The sequence below is a fragment of the Corynebacterium sp. CNJ-954 genome, from assembly GCF_001942345.1.
Classification (GTDB): domain Bacteria; phylum Actinomycetota; class Actinomycetes; order Mycobacteriales; family Mycobacteriaceae; genus Corynebacterium.
The window spans coordinates 1-16,853 of record NZ_MKKI01000021.1 but is presented as its reverse complement, the minus strand read 5'-3'; the positions used below and the strand labels follow the sequence as shown (position 1 = coordinate 16,853).

Sequence of the window (16,853 nt, the reverse complement as noted above, 5' to 3'; positions counted from 1 at the left end):
ACGTGATTGAAGGTGATCACGGCAGGTTGAAGCGGATCCTGGGTCCCAAAGGCGGCGGCTTCAAGAAACCGGTGTCGGCCTACCGGACACTGCAGGGCATGGAGGCGATGCACGCGCTACGCAAAGGCCAAGGAGCGGTGTTCGCCTTCGGGTATCCGAACCCGGATGCGGTGATCGTCACCAAGGCCTTCGCCGGCGCCTGAGAGATCAGGGCTACGGGGGTGAACCTCCTCCTCGATCAGCTCCCGGGCACTGCCCGCACCACTTTGCAACAGCACCCCTATCCGCACTGTATCTACGTACTGTGTGATCCCCCTTCGCCACCTTCATAAACGAGGTGGCGGACTGGACTGAGCAGTCCCGTGGACTGCTGTGTCGATGTCATCGACCTTGGGCGTTCCATCAGCATCGAGAACCACATTCACCGCCAGCGGGATCTGGTGTGAGGCGCTTTCCAGGATGTGCATGAAGTAGCCAGCGGTGTTGGGCACGGCGATGATGTCACCGGTGGATATCCCCTCCGGGAAGCGCAGCCGGCGGCGGATGATCACCTCGTCCTCGATGCAGTAGGCCCCCACCAGGAAGCCCTCCGACCCGGGAGCCCGCTCGGGCGCGATGTCGTCACTGACCCGCACCAGGATCGGGTCGACGAGGATGTCGTCTGAGGTGGTCCGGCACTGGGTCCGGTTCATCTCGACCCCGACCAACGGCACACCATCACTGCGGTCCTTCAGAAACGCCACCCGTGCCAGGATTACCCCGCATCCGTCGAGGACGGAACGCCCGGGCTCCAGGTGCAGTCGCAGGCCCCTGCGTGTCAGTGCCAACGCCGCCGTCTCCTGCTGACGTTGCTGACCGACCCGGCCGTCGAGAAGCTCCCGCAACCACCCACCACGCACCGGCGCCTGATGGAACGGGTACGTGTTCGCCAACGGATCCGACTTCCAGGTAAATGCCCCGCCCGCACCGTCGGCCATCGCCTGCCGGGTGCTCTGAAAGCGGTTCCACTGGGCCTCGTCGTCGAGGTAGCTCATCGGCACACCACCTCCCAGGTCCACGAACTCCGGCCGGTGGCCGGCGTCCACCGCCGTGTCAATCAGGTGCAGTGCGTCCTCCAGGGCGACCAATCGGTCGGATGCGGAGTACCCGTGCAGGTGGAGGTGAACCCCGACAACGTCCACCGGATCCGTCAGGCGGCCGGTACTGGAAGACAGGTCTCGCAGGGCTTCCTCCCACACGCGCAGTCGCTCGCCGAAACGCGTCGGGGGCAGGCGTGACGGATCCGGGGCGATCCGTGGGGCGACACGCGGACGACGGCTGCCGTCCGATGCCCCGAGGTCACGCAACCGGTCTAGTTCAACGACGGAGTCCACGGACACCGTCACACCGTGGTCCACGGCCAGCCGCAGCAGCCGGTCGGGTTTCACCGCCGCGCTGAGAATCACCCTGCCCCCGGGGACGCCCCGGTCCAGGACCTGCCGCAGCTCCCGTTCACTGGCGACGTCGACCCCGTGGCCCGCCCGGACAGCGGTGTCCACGAAACACAGCGCCTTGTTCGCCTTGCGGGCGTAGAACACACGGGTTTCCACGCCTGCATCGGCACCGACGTCGCGCAGCTCCGCCATGTTGCGCACCATGGGCGCGGTCCGCAGAACGTTGACCGGTGAACCATGTTTCTCGACCAGAGTCCGGCATCGGCTGCTGTCGGACAGAAGGCTGACCACCCACGGCTCCAGTCGTGCGGTCAATGGCACCGTGCCTTCGGCCCCGGCTCTATCCAGACTCCGGCGGCGGTGGTGGGCGACGACCCGACGGGCCCACCGAGGGATGACAGCACCTCCAGCACCTCCGGAACGGTCGAGGGAGTCGGCGCCGGTGATCGTACCGTCGGCATCCCGCCCAATCACCGCCAGCTGGTCCACACCCCGGACGTGTCCGTCCTCGTCGACCCACCCAGCACCCCCATCAGAGTTTCCGGAATGTCCGGGGATCCCGGGGATCTCGGGGATCTCGGCGGCCAGGGTGCCCGGGACCAGGCCGGCAGGTGGTATCACCGCATCGATGACCACCTCGGCCGGAGGGTCGAGCGTCCCGATCGCGGCACGCACAGGCGGGTGTACGATCCCGGCATCGACGAGGGCGAGCAGGCGGGCGGCATTCGGTGGCGTCATGCCGAACGCGACCCGCTCCATGGTGCGGGCGAGGTCATCGAACCCCGCCAGGGTGCGGCGTCGGCCGTAGGACGAACGCCACACGACCGCAGGGTAGAGGACCCGCCAGGCGTGACCGACAGCCCACGCCGCGTCGGGGGCCGCCCGACCGGTGGCCACGGACCAAGACTGCCGGAGCTCGGCCACCGGGTCGGCGTCCGCGGGCCAGTCCTCACCGGTGATGACCTTCCGCACCTGCTCCGGGGCAGGTCGCCCACCCGCGACCACCAGCAACCGATCCGCGGCGCACGCCACCGCCTCCCGCAGCTCCCCGGTGGTGCGGCTCATCCGCACCCGCAGGTTCTCCGCATCGAGCCCATCCGGTGGAACCAGGGTGGACAGGGACCCGGCGGGGTCGGGCTTCACGGCCATGAAACGCCCGGTGCGGCTGACCGGCCGAATCACAGAGGGCTCATCACCACTGGGCTGATAGGTCAGCCCCATACCCCCGGGGAGGAAGGTGCCGCGACGCCCGGCAGTGAGCTCCAGCATGGCATCGACGAAGGTCAGCGCCGCACCACGGACGTCCACGACCGCCCCCGGTGCGATGGTGCGCAGGCCGTCGGCCGGGTACACCCCGACGACCGGCACCGCCCCCGCTGTTCCAGATATTCCAGCCAAGATGGCGGGCAGGGCACCGGGCCAGGACGATGCGTGGCCGGTGGTCAGCAGGACGTGATCGTAGCTCCGGCCGTTGACCGTCCACCCCGTGGCGTCGTCGCCGTCGGACCTGCGCACCGCGGTGACCCGTTCGGGCACCACACTGACTGTGCACCCGGAGTCCGACCGGCGGTGCGCGGTGTCCAGCAACGCCTCCCAGGACTCCGCGAAGAAACGTCCCACCAGCGACCTCGGGGGAAACGGGTCCGACGCGGAGTCGGTGTGGTCGCGCCGCCAGTCGTCGAAGCTACCCAGACCACTGCTGACGATGCGCGAGGACACATTCAAGGTCCAGTGGTCCGGCTGTTCTGGACCATACGCGGCACCGGCTCCGGGCGGACGGTCATCCCAGACGTCCACAGTGACGCGTACCCCGTGGTCCCACGCCTGGGCGAGGAGTTCCTCTGTGGCCCACAGGCCCCGGGGCCCGGCGCCCACAACCGCCACCCTCACGTCCACCTGGCTCATGTCCGTGTTCGTCTCCCCACTCATGTCCATTCGGGGACCTCCCCGATGTTCTCCGCGACCCACCGGTCGTTGTAGAGTGTGTCCATGTAGGCGTTGCCGAAATCGTGGATGACCAGCACAGTGTCCCCACTGTCCGAATCACCCTGACCGTCCCTGTCGGACGCCGCTGACACCCCGCCAGCGGCGGCGACGACAGCACCGCCAGACGCCCCGGGCAGTATCCCCTCCCGCCGGGCCAGGGCCCGCGCACCGCACACCGACTCACCGGCGGTAACACGCACCACGTGGGAGATCGGGGTGAGTGCGGCGAGGTCCGGGACGACGCCCGCACCGAAACCGGGTAGCTTCCGTTCGCTGCGCCGGCCCCCGAACAACACGGACCCTTCTGCGTCCACCGCGGTCACACGGGTCTGGGCACCGGTCTGACGCAGGTAACGCACACATCCGCCAATCGTTCCTGTCGTGCTCACAGCCACGAAGAGCCGGTCAGGAGGGTGCCCCAGCTGCTCGATGATCTCGCGCATGGTCCCGGAGGAATGGGCGGTGAATGCGGCCCGGTTGGAGTACTGGTCGAGATTCACCGCCCCGGGGAGGCTGGCCAGGAGAGCACCGACCAGGGCCCTGCGGGCGGCCAGCCAGTCGCCGGTGACCGGGTCCGGTGAGACCACCCGGTGCACGGTGGCGCCCAGGGCCTCCATCACCGCGACAGTCTGCCGGTTGGCCCGCGGGTCGACGACACAGTGGAAGTCGATGCTCTGCAGTGCACAGTCCCGGGCCAGTGCCACCCCGAGATTCCCGGAGCTGGACTCCACCACGCAGCCCCCCGGCTCCAGGACACCGGAGTCTAGGGCGGCGTCGAGCAGGGCCGCAGCCGTGCGGTCCTTGGCACTGCCGCTAGGGTTGAAACCCTCGAGCTTCGCCCATACCCGTCCCGGGCCGGGGAACAGTCGTTCCAGCAGCACCATCGGGGTGTTTCCCACGGTGCCGCGAATTCCAGTCGAAATAGGATCGTCTCCTTCCTCCCATACGGACTGTCATGAGTATCCACCTCGGAGTGTCATGTAGTCGGCATCTTGCGTAACTGATTATATATCCAGTTCACTCAGCATCTGCTCCACACGCGGTGCTCTGCGAGCAGACGCGCCAGCGACGCAATTCCGTGACGAGTTTCCTCGACGAGTTTAACTCCGTCTGCGTCCTGGTCCACGCCTGCCAGCCGACCATGCTCGCGGCGTCTTCGGCACTGCGGCCTTTGGCTCTCTCCTCGGCGACGATGGCGAGTTTGCGGTCAATGACCTCAGGATCGACAGGTAGTCTCGGCCGAAGCGGGTGTCCTCGACTTTCGCTGCGGCGATGCCGGCGTTGAGGCGTTCGGTGATCAGTTCTCGTTCGTACTCAGCCAGGGTGCCCAGCATCCCGAGCATCAACCGACCCGAGGATGTCTCCGGGCCCGTCAGCTCGTAGCCACTGGTGTGCCTAAAGCCAGGATCGCTAGGGAGCTGGGCGTCTCACGGCCAACCCTCTACGATGCGCTAGCCGGACGCGGGGTGTACGCCGACGAGGGCAGCAAAGACACTGCCGATAGTGAGCCCCTGAGGGGTTGAGGGTTCCCCGTCAGGGCATCAGTGACCCTGCAGCGGTGATCAGATCACCGATGAGCCCTGCCGGTGCTGAGACGAGATACGATCCAGCGGCGAAGACGTTGATGACACCGGCAAGAAGGTGCTGTTGCTGCCCCACTGGCCCCAGTGTCAGTGGGGCCACTGAGTAAGTCTCTCTCGAGGTCCAGAACTAAAAACAGGCACACACCCCAGAAGGAATGCGTGCCTGCTCCGAAAGGTAGGGCACCATGAGATGCACTATCAGCGGGGTCATCACTCCCGCCACCGGCACCATAGAATACTCACACCAGGCGTGCAGGAAAACGAGCCAAACTGATTAGAAGCGGGGGAGGGGTAGCGCCCCCGGGCGGTACCTGGCAGAGTATCCGGTTGGCATAGGCGGTATCCACGAGTACGGGTCCGGGGGTTTTAACGAGTTCGACTCTTGGTTGGGATACGTTGGCAAGAGGCCTTAGTGTTATCTACTAAAAGCCTCACCCCTCGTCGGTAGTGCGATGCCCCCGGGTCTCTCCTTCCGGGGGCATCGCGTATGCCGTACCCCTCAATGGTGCGGCACACTCTCACCAACGTCACTCGCCGGAGGAATCAACACAGCGAGTGACGTGAACCACACTATCTCGGAATGTGCGAATGCTCAAATAACAATCCCCTGGGCGCGCGTTCCGCACACGCGTGGGCTGCAACCTTGATACGGTCATTGCTGGGCCGACGGCATGCGGCCCGAACTTGGGGCCTAAGGCACCCCGGGTTTCATGGGTCTCCCCCCCCGCGCCTTCGGTTCACTCCTCGGCGTGAGGGGGTTTCTTAGCGTTCGGGGTAAACGGTACTGTCGCTCAGTCGGGATGGCATCGGCAACTACCTTACAACAGTTCCTGAAGACCCGAAATATTACTGTTTAAGAACGACGAACCCCTGGTATGTTTCCCGAGGAGTTTTCGGTCGATGCTACTGCTTAAATGATTAGAACGCTTCCAGGCCGGCGGAACTAATGTGCTGCTGGGTTCCGTCGAAGATGTTGAAAAGTAGTGGAGAGCCGCCGGTCAGATTGCCCACGATGTAGGCTTTCCCATTCTCAACAACGTAGAGAGGTCCCCCGGAATCGCCACCGATAGCTGGTATGATCGCGGTGACCTCCTTGCTGTTTGAGTTCACGTCGAGAACCATGCCCATCGTGCGTCCGGACATTGCGCCGTCTTTAGTGACGATCTGACCGACACGTAGATCGCTGACATCCTTGTATCCGGCGACCTCCACCTCTGGGGATTGGAAGAATCCGTTGATAAAAGGAAGCACCCCAGGGCTCGAGGAGATGTAGTCTTCGACCTCGACTCCATCGTTGAGGCGGAAGTAAGCGAAATCATCGACTGCACCATTGTTGGTGTAGTAGTTATCGCCTGCGGCAATGTCATCGACATCAGCCAGAACATCACCGGAAGCATCCTTGACTCCCGTTGCGGTGAAACCGAGCTCGGACTCGTCAAAACAGTGACCGGAGGTCACGCCGTAGAGAGTGTCGCCCTGCTTGGCAATGGAGTTCAGGGTGCAGTTGCCACCAAAGGCGCCGTCACCGGTGATCTGGATCCTGTCCCCGGCGTGGGTCGAGGCAGCAGAAGCGATTGCTGGGGTTGCGCCTGCAAGGCTGATGGTCAGTGCGGCTGCAGTAGCACGCTTCATCATTGATCTCATAGTCAACCAGGTTAGCATTGGCTCCGGTTTCCGATTGATCGTTTGATGATATTTCCTTCACCGTGACCCGAAAGGCCTACTGCCTGCGGGTATAGGCGAGGGCGTTGAACCTGGCTCGCCCCACCCTCAGGCGACGCCAGACTGGCGAGCTGAACAAGCGTCACAGGTTTTCGGAGCAAGCATTCGGGGAGCTGCGGTGGGTGATGGCGTGTCTGCTGCAGGCGGACCTGCATCTCGGTTAGGGCTGAGGACCCCAGCTGGTGGGGCCGGACGCCCTTTTACCGTTGCCCCATGCCGGGCAGGCTCACGATTGTGGCTCTCTGTTGGATCGGGTGTGTCTATAATCTCCCGTAGTTTCATGCCGGAGTCTGTTCACCCCTCTCAGGAGTTCCCGTGCGTCTCAATCTCTCCCACCGCCGTCGCGGAATGCGCTCAGCTGTCGGCGCTGCGGCAGCTGCCGTCGCGGTGGCCGTCGTCAGCGCTCCGGTGGCGTCCGCTGTCGGATTCTCCACCGGTGTCGTGGCTACTCCCGCCATCCCCCGGTGTGAGCCTAATATCGTCGTGATTGTTCCTGGCGGCGGCCAGTCGGCGCCGGGGATGCCCGACAGTCTGCCGGTGGGTGCTTACACCTCGGATCTCGGGGCGATGCTCGAGAGATTCGGGACCTCCACGACCCGGACGGTCGCCTACAACGCCGTCCCGTTCGTCTCCACCGCATATACGCAGATCCAGGCGGACGGTATCGCCAAGACCCGTCAGCTCGTCGCTGGCACCGCAGCCCAGTGTCCCTCGTCGACGATCAGTCTCGCCGGTTATTCACTGGGAGCGGACGTGGCGTCCCGGGTGGCGGCAGATATCGGGCACGGACGGGGGCCGATCGATGCGGAGAGGTTCGGCTCTGCCGCAGTGATCTCCAGCCCTAACCGAGGTGCAGGTTCCGTGGAGGGTGGCACCGCCCGCGGTGGGGAAGGGGTTTTTGGGGCACTTCCCGGGGGTTACGGTGAGCTTGCAGACCGGGTCATGGATGTCTGTGACTCTGCTGACTACATCTGCAATTCGGATGAGCGCACGCAGAACACACGCGACCATGCAGAGGAAATCACCCAGATGACCGCTCTTGACCAGGGGCTGACCGGCAGTTCCGACATCCGTGGCACGGACAGCCGGAGTATGGTCGCCGAGGTTCCCTTCGGGTTGGCGCCGGGGCAGTACGCCCATGTCTCGAGCTACGGGGGCAACGGGGGAGTGAACCCCGCCTACGGGTTCCTACGGAGCAATTTCTAATGATTTTACCGCATCCGGCGTGCCTAAAGCTAGGATTAACAGCGGGACTTAAGTAATGTGACCGACGACCGAATTGCCACAGCACCAATCCTATTGTCGGGTGATGTTGACCAAGGTGTTAAACAGCTCTCCGGTAATCCGCGTAGCCCAGTTCTTCTCAGATGTTCCAGCGACATGAATTCCGTAGGCAATGTCTCCGGTTTCATCGGTGACTGCCGAGCCCGACTGTCCGCCGAAAGTGTCGGTGTTATATGTCACGCGCCGAGCGTCTGATGCGGTGACTTTTCCAGTGTGCTGCCACAATGTTCCGGAAGGCTTGTCCCCCGGGTAGCCTATGATACGGGCATCATCACTGACGAGGTCTTCTCCGTCGGTGGAGGTGATCCCGAACCAGCCCACGTTGTCTCCGACGGGTTTGTCGAGCTTGATCGCGCCCCAATCGCGGCCTTCCTGACCGAAGTCCTGGTCGTACCAGACTTGGGTAGCGGTTTGCGTGCCGAAGGGGTTGACACTGCCGTTGCGTCCGGGGCTGAAGGTGATGTTGCTGCTGTTGTCCGCCAAGCAGTGGCCGGCCGTGGCGACGGTGTCTGGGGAGATCAGCCAGCCGGTGCAGATGTAAGAGTCGGTCCCGGTCTGAAAAGTGATCTGACCTACTCGTCTGTAGGGCGAGGTCCTGGTTTCTTCGACCTGCTGTCGGTCGTCATCATCGATGACTTTGCGTGGGGTTCGGTAGGACCCATTGGATGCCTCGGTGATGGTGGTTCCGGTGTCGGCGGTGATGTCAGTGTTGGTGATGGGGTTGTCGAGGTCTTGGCGTCCGTCGACGATGTTGTATCCGACTGGTCGGATGTCCAGGCCGGTGGTTGGCGCAGCTGTGGCTGGGGTGATCGCTGTTGCCAGTGAGATCGCGACTGCTACCGCCAGTGATGATACGAGGGGGGTCTTCCGTGTGGTTAACGTCATGAGCTTATATTGCTATGGTGTCATGCTCGTCGCCAGATAACGCCGAACATTTAATCACCTTGAAATGATGACGGGGTCCAGGCTGCCGCAGACTCGGTGGCTGAACCATCAGTGGTTACTGCCGAATTCCAAGGATCAAAGATTATCTATGCGCAGCAAGCACTGAACAATACAGCCGTTCGTATTCTCTCCCTAGGGCCGAGGGCTCCCCTCTAGGGCAGCAGTGATCCTGCCGCGGTGATCAGGTCGCCGATGAGTCCTGCCGGTGCTGAGAGGAGATACGATCCAGCGGCGAAGACGTTGATGACCCCGGCAAGAATGTCATCGGGGGTCGGCAGTGGTGGGAGCACGGGAAATGGGGGCATGGTTACAGTCCTTCACAGCTGGGCGAGGTTACCCGGGTAAGTATAGATCGCGGTGGCGGTAACCGTTGCGCTGTTTTCGGCACAACCGGTCTCGTCTGGGGTGCCGCCGCGCCGGTACTGTTGCAAATTTGGGGTGTGGTTAGCCAACATCAGGACACATGAGCATCTTCTCCGGGCGCCACTTCCCCCAAGAGGCCATCCTGCAGGCGGTGCGATGGTAGAAACCGCTACAGGGTGTCGTGGCCCAGGATCTGGAAGAGATGCTCACCGAGCATGGAGTACCGGTGAATCACACCACCATTTACCGGTGGATGCAGAAGTACGTCCCGAGCTGGATAAGTGCACCCGGTGGTACCGTCAAACCTCACACTGGTGCGCGGCTTCCTGGCGAGTGGACGAAACCTACATCAGGGTCGGCGGGAAATGGTGCTACCCCTACCGGGCGGTGGCCAAGGACGACCGGACCCCGGACTTCTCCATGTCCACCCGGCACAACACGGCAGCAGCAACGAGTCCTTTGGGGGAAAGCACTGCGCAGTGCTGGTCACCGCAGCGCGTGTAGTGGGCCCGGATGATCTACACCGACAAGGCATCGACCTACACAGCGGCGATCGCAGAGCTGATCGACAAGAAGAAGCTGTCGGAGACAGTGGAACACCGGCAGGTGAAGTACCTCAACAATGTGATCGAGGGTGATCACAGCCGGCTCAAGCGGATCCTGGGGCCCGACGGCGGAGGGCTCAAGAAGAAGGTGTCGACCTACCGGACGCTACAGGGCATGGAAGCGGTGCGCGCGCTGCGCAAGGGCCGGGGCCGAATGTTCGCCTTCGGCTGCCCAGATGCGGACGCGGTGATCGTGGCCAAGGCCTTCGCCGGCGCCTAAGGCCCCAGCAGGTGGATCGGGATACTAACTCCCGAGCACGGCCCGCCCAGAACCTCCAACAGCACCGCGAGCCGTGTCCGGTCATGAAGGACTGACGGTCGGACGGCAGTGAAGTGGTGGAAGTCATCTCGTGTCCTTACGTCAGTAACCCAGGTCCGACCAGATACCGTCGACGACGGTAGTTTCTTCGTCGAGGTTGGTCGCGAAGTCGTCGCCGATCAGGGAGGTGTCGGTCCAGTTGTTGCGCTCCAGGGCGTCGTCCCAGGTGCCGCTCGTGATCATCTCGTCCACGATCGCCTCCAGGTCCGCCCGTTCATCGTCGGTGATCCCCGGCGGGGCGACGATGCCTCGCCAGTTGGTCAGTTCCACGTCGTAGCCGGACTCCACGAGGGTGGGCGCGTCGATACCCTCCACCCTGTCCGGCGCGGAGATCGCGATCATCTTCAGACGTCCGGCCTCGATCTGGTCCTCGAAATCCGCGTATCCACTGACGGAGGCGGTGACGGTGATCGATGTCGAGCAAGTCACATCGTCTAAACCGATGCAGTCAAAAACAGGTATGTCATACCCCGGGAGGACAATCAGCACCCTCCGATATATACGGATATCCTACCACGGTATCTAGCACTGCCCCGTTAGGTCGTGGGACGATACCCTACAGAAAACGCGAATCGCGCTCGGCACGTATCGCTGCGTAAACCAAAGGCGACCGCAAATCGAAGGATGCCCACGAACCAACTACAACAAAACGACGACCCATAGAAAACGCCTACCACGACAGGCACGCCAGATGTTTCCACCCCAGAGTATACTTCAAACACATGAAGAATCACACAAACCGAAAGGGAACCATGTATTTCAAAAGAACATTCGCTATGGCCAGCGCAGCGTTCGTTGCGATCAGCGGAGTGGCGTGTACCCAAAGCGAAACTCAGAATAATGCTTCAAGTGATAACCCATTCCCATGGTTCGCCACACTGCGATCGATACCCGACTCTATGGCTAACGATCCTGAAGTTCTATCTAATACCGCCTACTGCGGAGGCGCTCTAGTTTCCCCAACGCAGATCCTCACTGCCGGACATTGCGCTGGATCCACCGATGACACGTTCGATGTTCGCCTGGGAGCCCAGACTCTTGACGGTGGAGAACAACAGAAGGTGGACGTGGATCGAGTCGTACGCCACCCGGAGTATCGACTCCTACCCAGTTCCCACGGAGACCAGCCACCTAACATGACCGTAACGTCAGACTACGCAGTCATATTCCTAAAGCATCCCGTTGATAATATCAAACCGGTCGACATCTCGCGTGACCTTCCAGTTAACGGGTCTGATGTTCTTGCCCTTGGCCACGGTCTTTCAAGTGAAGAGTCCGACCATTCGGACAATGAACTGAGCAATATACCTTTGTCATTTACCGCATATGGAGAAAAGTGCGAAAATACCATCAACGGGTATACAGTTGACCCGACCTCAATCTGTGGATATAAACGCGACGCTGCTGAAAACGATCGGGAATCACGAGGTATCTGTTCAGGCGACAGCGGCGGACCACTGATCACGGGCAACAAAAACGATCCGCGTATGGTCGGCATTGTTAGTGCTACAACTACAGGGAAAGACAAGCGCTGTCAAGACGACACACATCCAGCGCTGTTTAGCAATCCCGTCGAAGCCCGCGACTGGGTACTCCACGATTCCGGACAAGCACCTAGCGCCGATAAAAAAGTTCGCTTTACTGCAGACCGGACTCCAGGACGAACGCACAGGTTGCAGTGCTCGACTGACCTCAAGCCCGGGGAGACCGCCCATGTCGAATACTACGAGGATCTCGGAGGTGAAGGCGTGGCCTTCAATCCCGTCGGGAACGCCGATTCTTTCGAACCCCTCGAAGTCGACGACGCAGAAGGTAACTCCTTCAGTTGCAACATTACAGTGAGCAACCCGAGTGGCGCCGTAGAGTACACGTCATCCGCTGAAAGCTCACATTAACATCCTTTCCCTCGGATAGACCGCACGCCGTCGATGCAGGGTCACCATGGCGAGTGGATATAACTACTGAATAGCCCATTGCGTTAGATACGCTGCTGTCATAACGATAGTTGGCATCGTGCTCAATGCGATCGTAGGCCGACGGAAGTGCACAACCATCGCGGCATACTCCCTTAGGAACGCACTAGGGTAGTAGTACAAAGCTGTTGGTGAACCGATAGTTATCGATTCTAGGTTCAAACTCTTTGCAATCGAGGCAGTGCGCAATACGTGGAAGTTGTTGGTTACAATAGCTAAGCCTTGAGGAGAAATGTTTCTCTCTTCCATCAGATTTTTTGAAAAAGTGATATTCTCCAGCGTTGTCGTAGAATCCTCTTCTGCGAGTATGCGATCCGGATCGATTCCTTTTTTGATCAGGTAGCTTTTCATTGCCTCGGCTTCTGATATAGTCTCGTCGTTCCCCTGTCCCCCGCTCACAATGAATGTGGCGTCCGTCTCGCCGGCTGTGCGGTTCGCGACTTTGAGTCCTTGATTTAGCCTGGCAGCCAGCAGCGGGGTCACCTGGTCACCATTAAGCCCAGCTCCGAGAATTATCACCGTATCAACTACTCGGTCTTTTAGGCTATTGGTGTGAAAAATCGCACAGATCCAATATGCGATTAGCTGAATTGTCAGAACTATCCCGGCGGGGGCGACGAGTATTAGCAGAGCAGTTTGAACAATCCTATATGTTTGACTGTCTCCCCCTATGAGGGTGAGTATGATCAGAACCATGGTTCCGAGTATCATAGTAGATATAGCTGCCGGCGTTAAAGTCGCCAATCTGAGCCCTTCTCGGCGTATTACTATAGGAGTATTTAGCGCGAGTCCGATGGCTATTATTAGTAGAAGTATAGGAACTAACACAGCCGACACGACGAGATAGTATCCGGCCGGTCCAGAAGCAAAAGTCGGTTGGACTGCCACGGCGATTAGTAACCAAACCCAGGTGCCCAACAATGTGGCTAGGAACCACGCAGCTCTAGTGGGTTCGTCTCGATTTTTGAGTGCTGACGCCGCTGTGTAACCGATAGCTAGTAACGGGGGAAGGTACACGAGGGTGTATTCGATCATGACGGTACGGTATCCCACGGACGTAAACCGTGCTACACAAGGGTCCCGGGCAAGTTGGTCATCGATGGGCAACGCAACGATGGTGCAGTACATGCAGGAGTGCATCGACGAAAGCTGGTTGTCACGGGTCGGTGTTGGTATGCCACTTGCGACCGCAGATGCAGTACGGGCCGACCTGGACCACTGATCGCTGGAAACCCGGGAGTACCGGCGCTGTCGGGGGATCAAGACCGTCATCTCTGAGAATGACGAACAGGTTTGATCCTGCGAGAAGGATGGCTCGCATGGTGCCCAGCCGTGGGGGTGCGATGCTAAGGAGTACGAAGATTGCATTTCGTTGTGCGAGCATCGAACGAGATCGAGCAGCGGCGCGTTGCAGTTCCGCCAGATCATGCTGGAGGTGTTGCACTGGTCGGGGGCGGCGTCCCCAATCATTCCCGGGATCGCACTCTTCGGGGATCCGCCCTAGGCGGTCATTACTCTTACATCAGAAGCCCTCAGTAAAGTTCAGCCACCTTCCTGGTTGATCCAGTACCCCGCGTATACTCAGTGAGTAGTCTATGGTTTTGTAGCGGCGACCACTTGGATATTATCGCCATGATCGGCGTACGGGTCTGCTGCACGGGTAGGTGACAGGTTGTAGTCACGCCACCAGCGGGGTGATTGTATTCATGATGGTCTCGAACTCAATCGGGGTCAAACGTCCGAGGCGAGCGTGACGTCGACGGCGATGGTAGGTCCGTTCAATCCACGTCACGATCGCGATCCGCAGTTGTTTGCGGGTGGTCCAACAGTGGCGGTCGAGGACATTTTTCTGCATCAGTGCGAAGAATGATTCCATGGCTGCGTTGTCCCCGCTGGAGCCAACCCTGCCCATCGATCCGACCATGCGGTGACGGGGCAACGCGCGCAGGAATTTCCTGCTGCGAAATTGAGCCCCTCGGTCCGAGTGCACCACGCAGCCGGTGACGTCACCACGTATCTGGACAGCGTTGTCGAGCGCCTGTACGGCCAGGCGAGATTTCATCCGCGAGTCGATCGAGTACCTGACGATTCGACCGCTGAACGCGTCTTTGATCGCGCAGCAGTAGATTTTTCCCTCAGTGGTCGTGTGTTCGGTGATGTCCACCAACCAGAGTTCGTTGGTCCATCTGCAGCGAACACGTGGCGTGTGCGTCCGTCCTTGTCGACCACGGCGCAGAGATAGTCATGGACGGGCGGACCAAGCTTCTTACCGTTCTTGCTGCGCTTCTTCCCGAACGCACTCCACCAGCCGTTGGTCGACGTGATCGGCCACGCGGTCCGATCCGCCATCGCCTCATCCGCCTCGTGGGCTTCGTCTGTGAGGAGGCAGTGCTCGAACTCTTCGGTCGTCGTTGTGTGCGTCGAACAGCGCGTTCGCGCGATACTCCTCCACCACCTCGTTCGCAGTGACGGGGTCAGTCACCGGTAGTAGGGCTGGCGGGGAGAGCGTCAATACCCGGCACTACACCGTCACAGGAATCCCTGCGCCGGCGAGCTCGGCAACGAGCGGGGACATTATGCTCCCAGCAGGTTCGCCTGCAACAGATACGCCGCTGCACGCCGCAGGACCTCGTTCTCCTGCTCGAGGAGCCGATTCCGCTTCTTCAGCTCGCGGATCTGCGCCGCCTCGGTCCGCGACGGGCCGGGCTTGGTGCCCTCGTCAATGTCGGCGCGGCGCATCCACTTCGTGAGCGTCATCGGGTGGACACCGAAGTCTTTCGCGATCTTGGCGATCGTCACTCCCGGCTCGCGGTTGCGGGCGACGTGGACGATATCGTCGCGGAACTCCTGGGGATCGGGCTTGGCCATGAGGATCATCCTTACAGGCCTGCCCTGCCGGGCAAGCCAGATCAGATGTCACCTAAACGTGCAGCAGACCCTACGCAGAGATGCAAACACGTCCGTGGTATTTAGCTCGTAAATATAAAGGTAATCGCTGAAGTTTTCTATCGGTCTATAGAAAGAAAGTATGTGCACATAAACCATACCGTAGTATGACGCGATCAGAGGGGTTCCTCTGGAAGCATAGGAACCATGATTAACGTACATGATTCAAAGCGACCTCTGGCAGTAGGAGTGTCGGCAATCGCTCTCATGGTCGCCCTTGTCAGCGGCCTAACTTCTTGTGGTACCAGCGACATTCTTCGAGCTGCAACCAACAGCAGTTGGGCTATCACCTATGAAATCGTCGTTAGTGGCCACGATTCTGGAAATCACGGGCTCTCCGAAGTTCGATACGGAGAGGGGGACAGGGGCCGCCCCACCGAGGACGCCTATGACCCATTCCCGTCGGCATCCTCAAATTCTCCAGGCAATGGAACCTGGACGTGGAAAAAGGAGGTAGAGATCTCGGAGGATGAGATGGCTTATGTTAATGCTGCTCCTTCGTCACCTGAAGTTGCTGTCGAATGTAGAATTCTCCTAGACGGGGAAAAGGTACTGCAGGAGAAGTCGGGAGATAATGGAGAGTCCATCGAGTGTAAAGTAAGGACTGACACGTACGGGGGGTAAGAGAATTTGAAGTTACCCAGCGCGTTGCGTATTCATTTATGGGAGTAACACGCTGGGGCAAAGTATTTCCCCTGAACGGCGGAGTCGGCATGTCGGGGCTACCGGAGAAGGTGCTCATGATCGCTTACCCTGCCCACGCCACCCCAACTTTGCGACAGCACCCGCCGGGGCGGTCCTCAAGCTAGCCAAGTTCGTTAAGGCGATCGGCAACGTCAAGGAAGCAATTCAGCTGCTGACGGGAGCCACCTCTAATGCGGAGAAGCTAGAGGGAGCCCTTGCAGCTGCTGGGGCTACTGCTGCCGAGCTTCTGGGCATCTCTGCTATCCAGGACAACTGCTAGACATCTTGCATCGGAGGAGGTGACATGACTGCAAAGCTCTTTGGTGCCCCCGTGGCCCTGTGGGTCATAGGCTGCCTGCTGATCGCGATGTCGGATGGGCCGACATCATGGCGTGCAGTGGTTGGCTTCGTCTGCCTTGCGCTCGCACTGCTCGGAGCGGTTCTCGCTTTCGCAAAGCGACGGGGCGAGCCGGCAGTGGTCAGCCTCACCGACAGCGAGAAAGAGTCCCTACGAGGAGAGTTGAACAGCGAAGGGCTGGCGAGTGCTGCACGCCAGCTGCGCCGCGAGCACCCCGAGGTCACACTGACGCAGGCAAAACGGTGCTGTTGCAAAGTGGAGCGGGGAGTGCCCGGACGCCGATCGAGGTGGAGGTTCACCCCCGTAGCCTGATCTCTCAGGCGTCTGCGAAGGCCTTGGCGACGATCACCGCATCCGGGTTCGGATACCCGAAGGCGAACACCGCTCCTTGGCCTTGATGCTGTTGCAAAGTTGGGGTCGGTCAACCAGCATCAGACAGCATGAGCATCTTCTCCGGTCGCCACTTCCCTCAAGAGATCATCCTGTGGACAGTGCGCTGGTACTGCCGCTACGGAGTGTCCTACAGGGTGTTGTTGCAAAGTGGTGTTGGTAGCGTCGGGAAACCGATCTCGACAGGGCTATCTGACCTCTCGGCCCTGGTTTAAGCGCCTGTGAAGGCCTTGGCCACGATCACTGCATCCGGGTTCGATTG

At 60.6% G+C, this 16,853-nt stretch carries 14 protein-coding genes and 4 pseudogenes; 8 read left to right on the top strand and 10 right to left on the bottom strand.

The window, feature by feature from the left end; genetic code table 11:
• Positions 1 to 203: pseudogene (locus BJF89_RS07900) on the top strand (IS6 family transposase); the annotation flags it as partial.
• Positions 204 to 326: 123 nt separating this feature from the next.
• On the opposite strand, the gene BJF89_RS07895 reads toward BJF89_RS07900, so the two are convergent.
• From BJF89_RS07895 to BJF89_RS07885, 3 genes are all read right to left on the bottom strand, one after another.
• On the bottom strand, positions 327 to 3,338 hold the full coding sequence (locus BJF89_RS07895; protein ID WP_083650583.1) for an FAD/NAD(P)-binding protein: 3,012 nt from the start codon (positions 3,336 to 3,338) through the stop codon (positions 327 to 329).
• Positions 3,339 to 3,358: 20 nt separating this feature from the next.
• A complete protein-coding gene (locus BJF89_RS07890) occupies positions 3,359 to 4,318 on the bottom strand; it encodes a pyridoxal-phosphate dependent enzyme (protein WP_255372534.1) in 960 nt (319 codons plus the stop codon).
• Positions 4,319 to 4,519: 201 nt separating this feature from the next.
• Complete coding sequence (locus tag BJF89_RS07885) at positions 4,520 to 4,753, bottom strand: recombinase family protein (protein ID WP_255372536.1); 234 nt, start codon at positions 4,751 to 4,753, stop codon at positions 4,520 to 4,522.
• Between the two features lie 57 nt (positions 4,754 to 4,810).
• On the opposite strand from BJF89_RS07885, the gene BJF89_RS19990 reads away from it, so the two are divergent.
• On the top strand, positions 4,811 to 4,942 hold the full coding sequence (locus BJF89_RS19990; protein WP_369803680.1) for a hypothetical protein: 132 nt from the start codon (positions 4,811 to 4,813) through the stop codon (positions 4,940 to 4,942).
• Between the two features lie 10 nt (positions 4,943 to 4,952).
• On the opposite strand, the gene BJF89_RS19425 is transcribed toward BJF89_RS19990, so the two are convergent.
• Together BJF89_RS19425 and BJF89_RS07880 are read right to left on the bottom strand one after the other, a co-directional pair.
• On the bottom strand, positions 4,953 to 5,078 hold the full coding sequence (locus BJF89_RS19425; protein WP_255372533.1) for a hypothetical protein: 126 nt from the start codon (positions 5,076 to 5,078) through the stop codon (positions 4,953 to 4,955).
• Between the two features lie 842 nt (positions 5,079 to 5,920).
• Complete coding sequence (locus BJF89_RS07880; protein WP_083650581.1) at positions 5,921 to 6,637, bottom strand: hypothetical protein; 717 nt, start codon at positions 6,635 to 6,637, stop codon at positions 5,921 to 5,923.
• 402 nt (positions 6,638 to 7,039) lie between these two features.
• On the opposite strand from BJF89_RS07880, the gene BJF89_RS07875 reads away from it, so the two are divergent.
• A complete protein-coding gene (locus tag BJF89_RS07875) occupies positions 7,040 to 7,930 on the top strand; it encodes a cutinase family protein (RefSeq protein ID WP_083650580.1) in 891 nt (296 codons plus the stop codon).
• Between the two features lie 90 nt (positions 7,931 to 8,020).
• Here the strand turns inward: BJF89_RS07875 and BJF89_RS07870 are convergent, their stop codons facing one another.
• Together BJF89_RS07870 and BJF89_RS18855 are read right to left on the bottom strand one after the other, a co-directional pair.
• A complete protein-coding gene (locus BJF89_RS07870; protein ID WP_075813825.1) occupies positions 8,021 to 8,893 on the bottom strand; it encodes a serine protease in 873 nt (290 codons plus the stop codon).
• Between the two features lie 212 nt (positions 8,894 to 9,105).
• Positions 9,106 to 9,258: a hypothetical protein gene (locus BJF89_RS18855; RefSeq protein ID WP_158026051.1), complete on the bottom strand. Its 153-nt coding sequence runs from the start codon at positions 9,256 to 9,258 to the stop codon at positions 9,106 to 9,108.
• A gap of 214 nt (positions 9,259 to 9,472) precedes the next feature.
• Here BJF89_RS18855 and BJF89_RS07865 point away from each other — a divergent pair.
• Positions 9,473 to 10,141 (top strand): annotated as a pseudogene (locus tag BJF89_RS07865) (DDE-type integrase/transposase/recombinase).
• A 141-nt stretch (positions 10,142 to 10,282) separates the two neighbouring features.
• Here the strand turns inward: BJF89_RS07865 and BJF89_RS07860 are convergent.
• Positions 10,283 to 10,669 (bottom strand): tripartite tricarboxylate transporter substrate-binding protein, encoded by a 387-nt coding sequence (locus BJF89_RS07860; RefSeq protein WP_075813823.1) that lies wholly within the window; start codon positions 10,667 to 10,669, stop codon positions 10,283 to 10,285.
• Between the two features lie 293 nt (positions 10,670 to 10,962).
• Between BJF89_RS07860 and BJF89_RS07855 the strand changes: the two genes are divergently transcribed.
• Complete coding sequence (locus BJF89_RS07855; RefSeq protein WP_083650579.1) at positions 10,963 to 12,135, top strand: trypsin-like serine protease; 1,173 nt, start codon at positions 10,963 to 10,965, stop codon at positions 12,133 to 12,135.
• Positions 12,136 to 12,198: 63 nt separating this feature from the next.
• On the opposite strand, the gene BJF89_RS18185 is transcribed toward BJF89_RS07855, so the two are convergent.
• Both BJF89_RS18185 and BJF89_RS07845 read right to left on the bottom strand, forming a co-directional pair.
• On the bottom strand, positions 12,199 to 13,248 hold the full coding sequence (locus BJF89_RS18185; protein ID WP_158026050.1) for a YdcF family protein: 1,050 nt from the start codon (positions 13,246 to 13,248) through the stop codon (positions 12,199 to 12,201).
• A 643-nt stretch (positions 13,249 to 13,891) separates the two neighbouring features.
• Positions 13,892 to 15,081 (bottom strand): annotated as a pseudogene (locus BJF89_RS07845) (IS3 family transposase).
• Positions 15,082 to 15,306: 225 nt separating this feature from the next.
• On the opposite strand from BJF89_RS07845, the gene BJF89_RS18520 reads away from it, so the two are divergent.
• From BJF89_RS18520 to BJF89_RS18510, 3 genes and pseudogenes are all read left to right on the top strand, one after another.
• Positions 15,307 to 15,783 (top strand): hypothetical protein, encoded by a 477-nt coding sequence (locus tag BJF89_RS18520; RefSeq protein ID WP_139311940.1) that lies wholly within the window; start codon positions 15,307 to 15,309, stop codon positions 15,781 to 15,783.
• Between the two features lie 364 nt (positions 15,784 to 16,147).
• A complete protein-coding gene (locus BJF89_RS18515; RefSeq protein ID WP_139311939.1) occupies positions 16,148 to 16,513 on the top strand; it encodes a hypothetical protein in 366 nt (121 codons plus the stop codon).
• A gap of 128 nt (positions 16,514 to 16,641) precedes the next feature.
• Positions 16,642 to 16,734: pseudogene (locus tag BJF89_RS18510) on the top strand (IS6 family transposase); the annotation flags it as partial.
• Positions 16,735 to 16,853 lie beyond the last annotated feature (119 nt).

Excerpts from the sequence above, each read along its gene's own strand:
- BJF89_RS07895 (WP_083650583.1), bottom strand. The coding sequence starts at position 3,338 with ATGAGCCAGGTGGACGTGAGGGTGGCGGTTGTGGGCGCCGGGCCCCGG.
- BJF89_RS07885 (WP_255372536.1), bottom strand. The coding sequence starts at position 4,753 with ATGCTGGGCACCCTGGCTGAGTACGAACGAGAACTGATCACCGAACGC.
- BJF89_RS07880 (WP_083650581.1), bottom strand. The coding sequence starts at position 6,637 with ATGATGAAGCGTGCTACTGCAGCCGCACTGACCATCAGCCTTGCAGGC.
- BJF89_RS07870 (WP_075813825.1), bottom strand. The coding sequence starts at position 8,893 with ATGACGTTAACCACACGGAAGACCCCCCTCGTATCATCACTGGCGGTA.
- BJF89_RS18855 (WP_158026051.1), bottom strand. The coding sequence starts at position 9,258 with ATGCCCCCATTTCCCGTGCTCCCACCACTGCCGACCCCCGATGACATT.
- BJF89_RS07855 (WP_083650579.1), top strand. The coding sequence starts at position 10,963 with ATGAAGAATCACACAAACCGAAAGGGAACCATGTATTTCAAAAGAACA.
- BJF89_RS18185 (WP_158026050.1), bottom strand. The coding sequence starts at position 13,248 with ATGATCGAATACACCCTCGTGTACCTTCCCCCGTTACTAGCTATCGGT.
- BJF89_RS18520 (WP_139311940.1), top strand. The coding sequence starts at position 15,307 with ATGATTAACGTACATGATTCAAAGCGACCTCTGGCAGTAGGAGTGTCG.
- BJF89_RS18515 (WP_139311939.1), top strand. The coding sequence starts at position 16,148 with ATGACTGCAAAGCTCTTTGGTGCCCCCGTGGCCCTGTGGGTCATAGGC.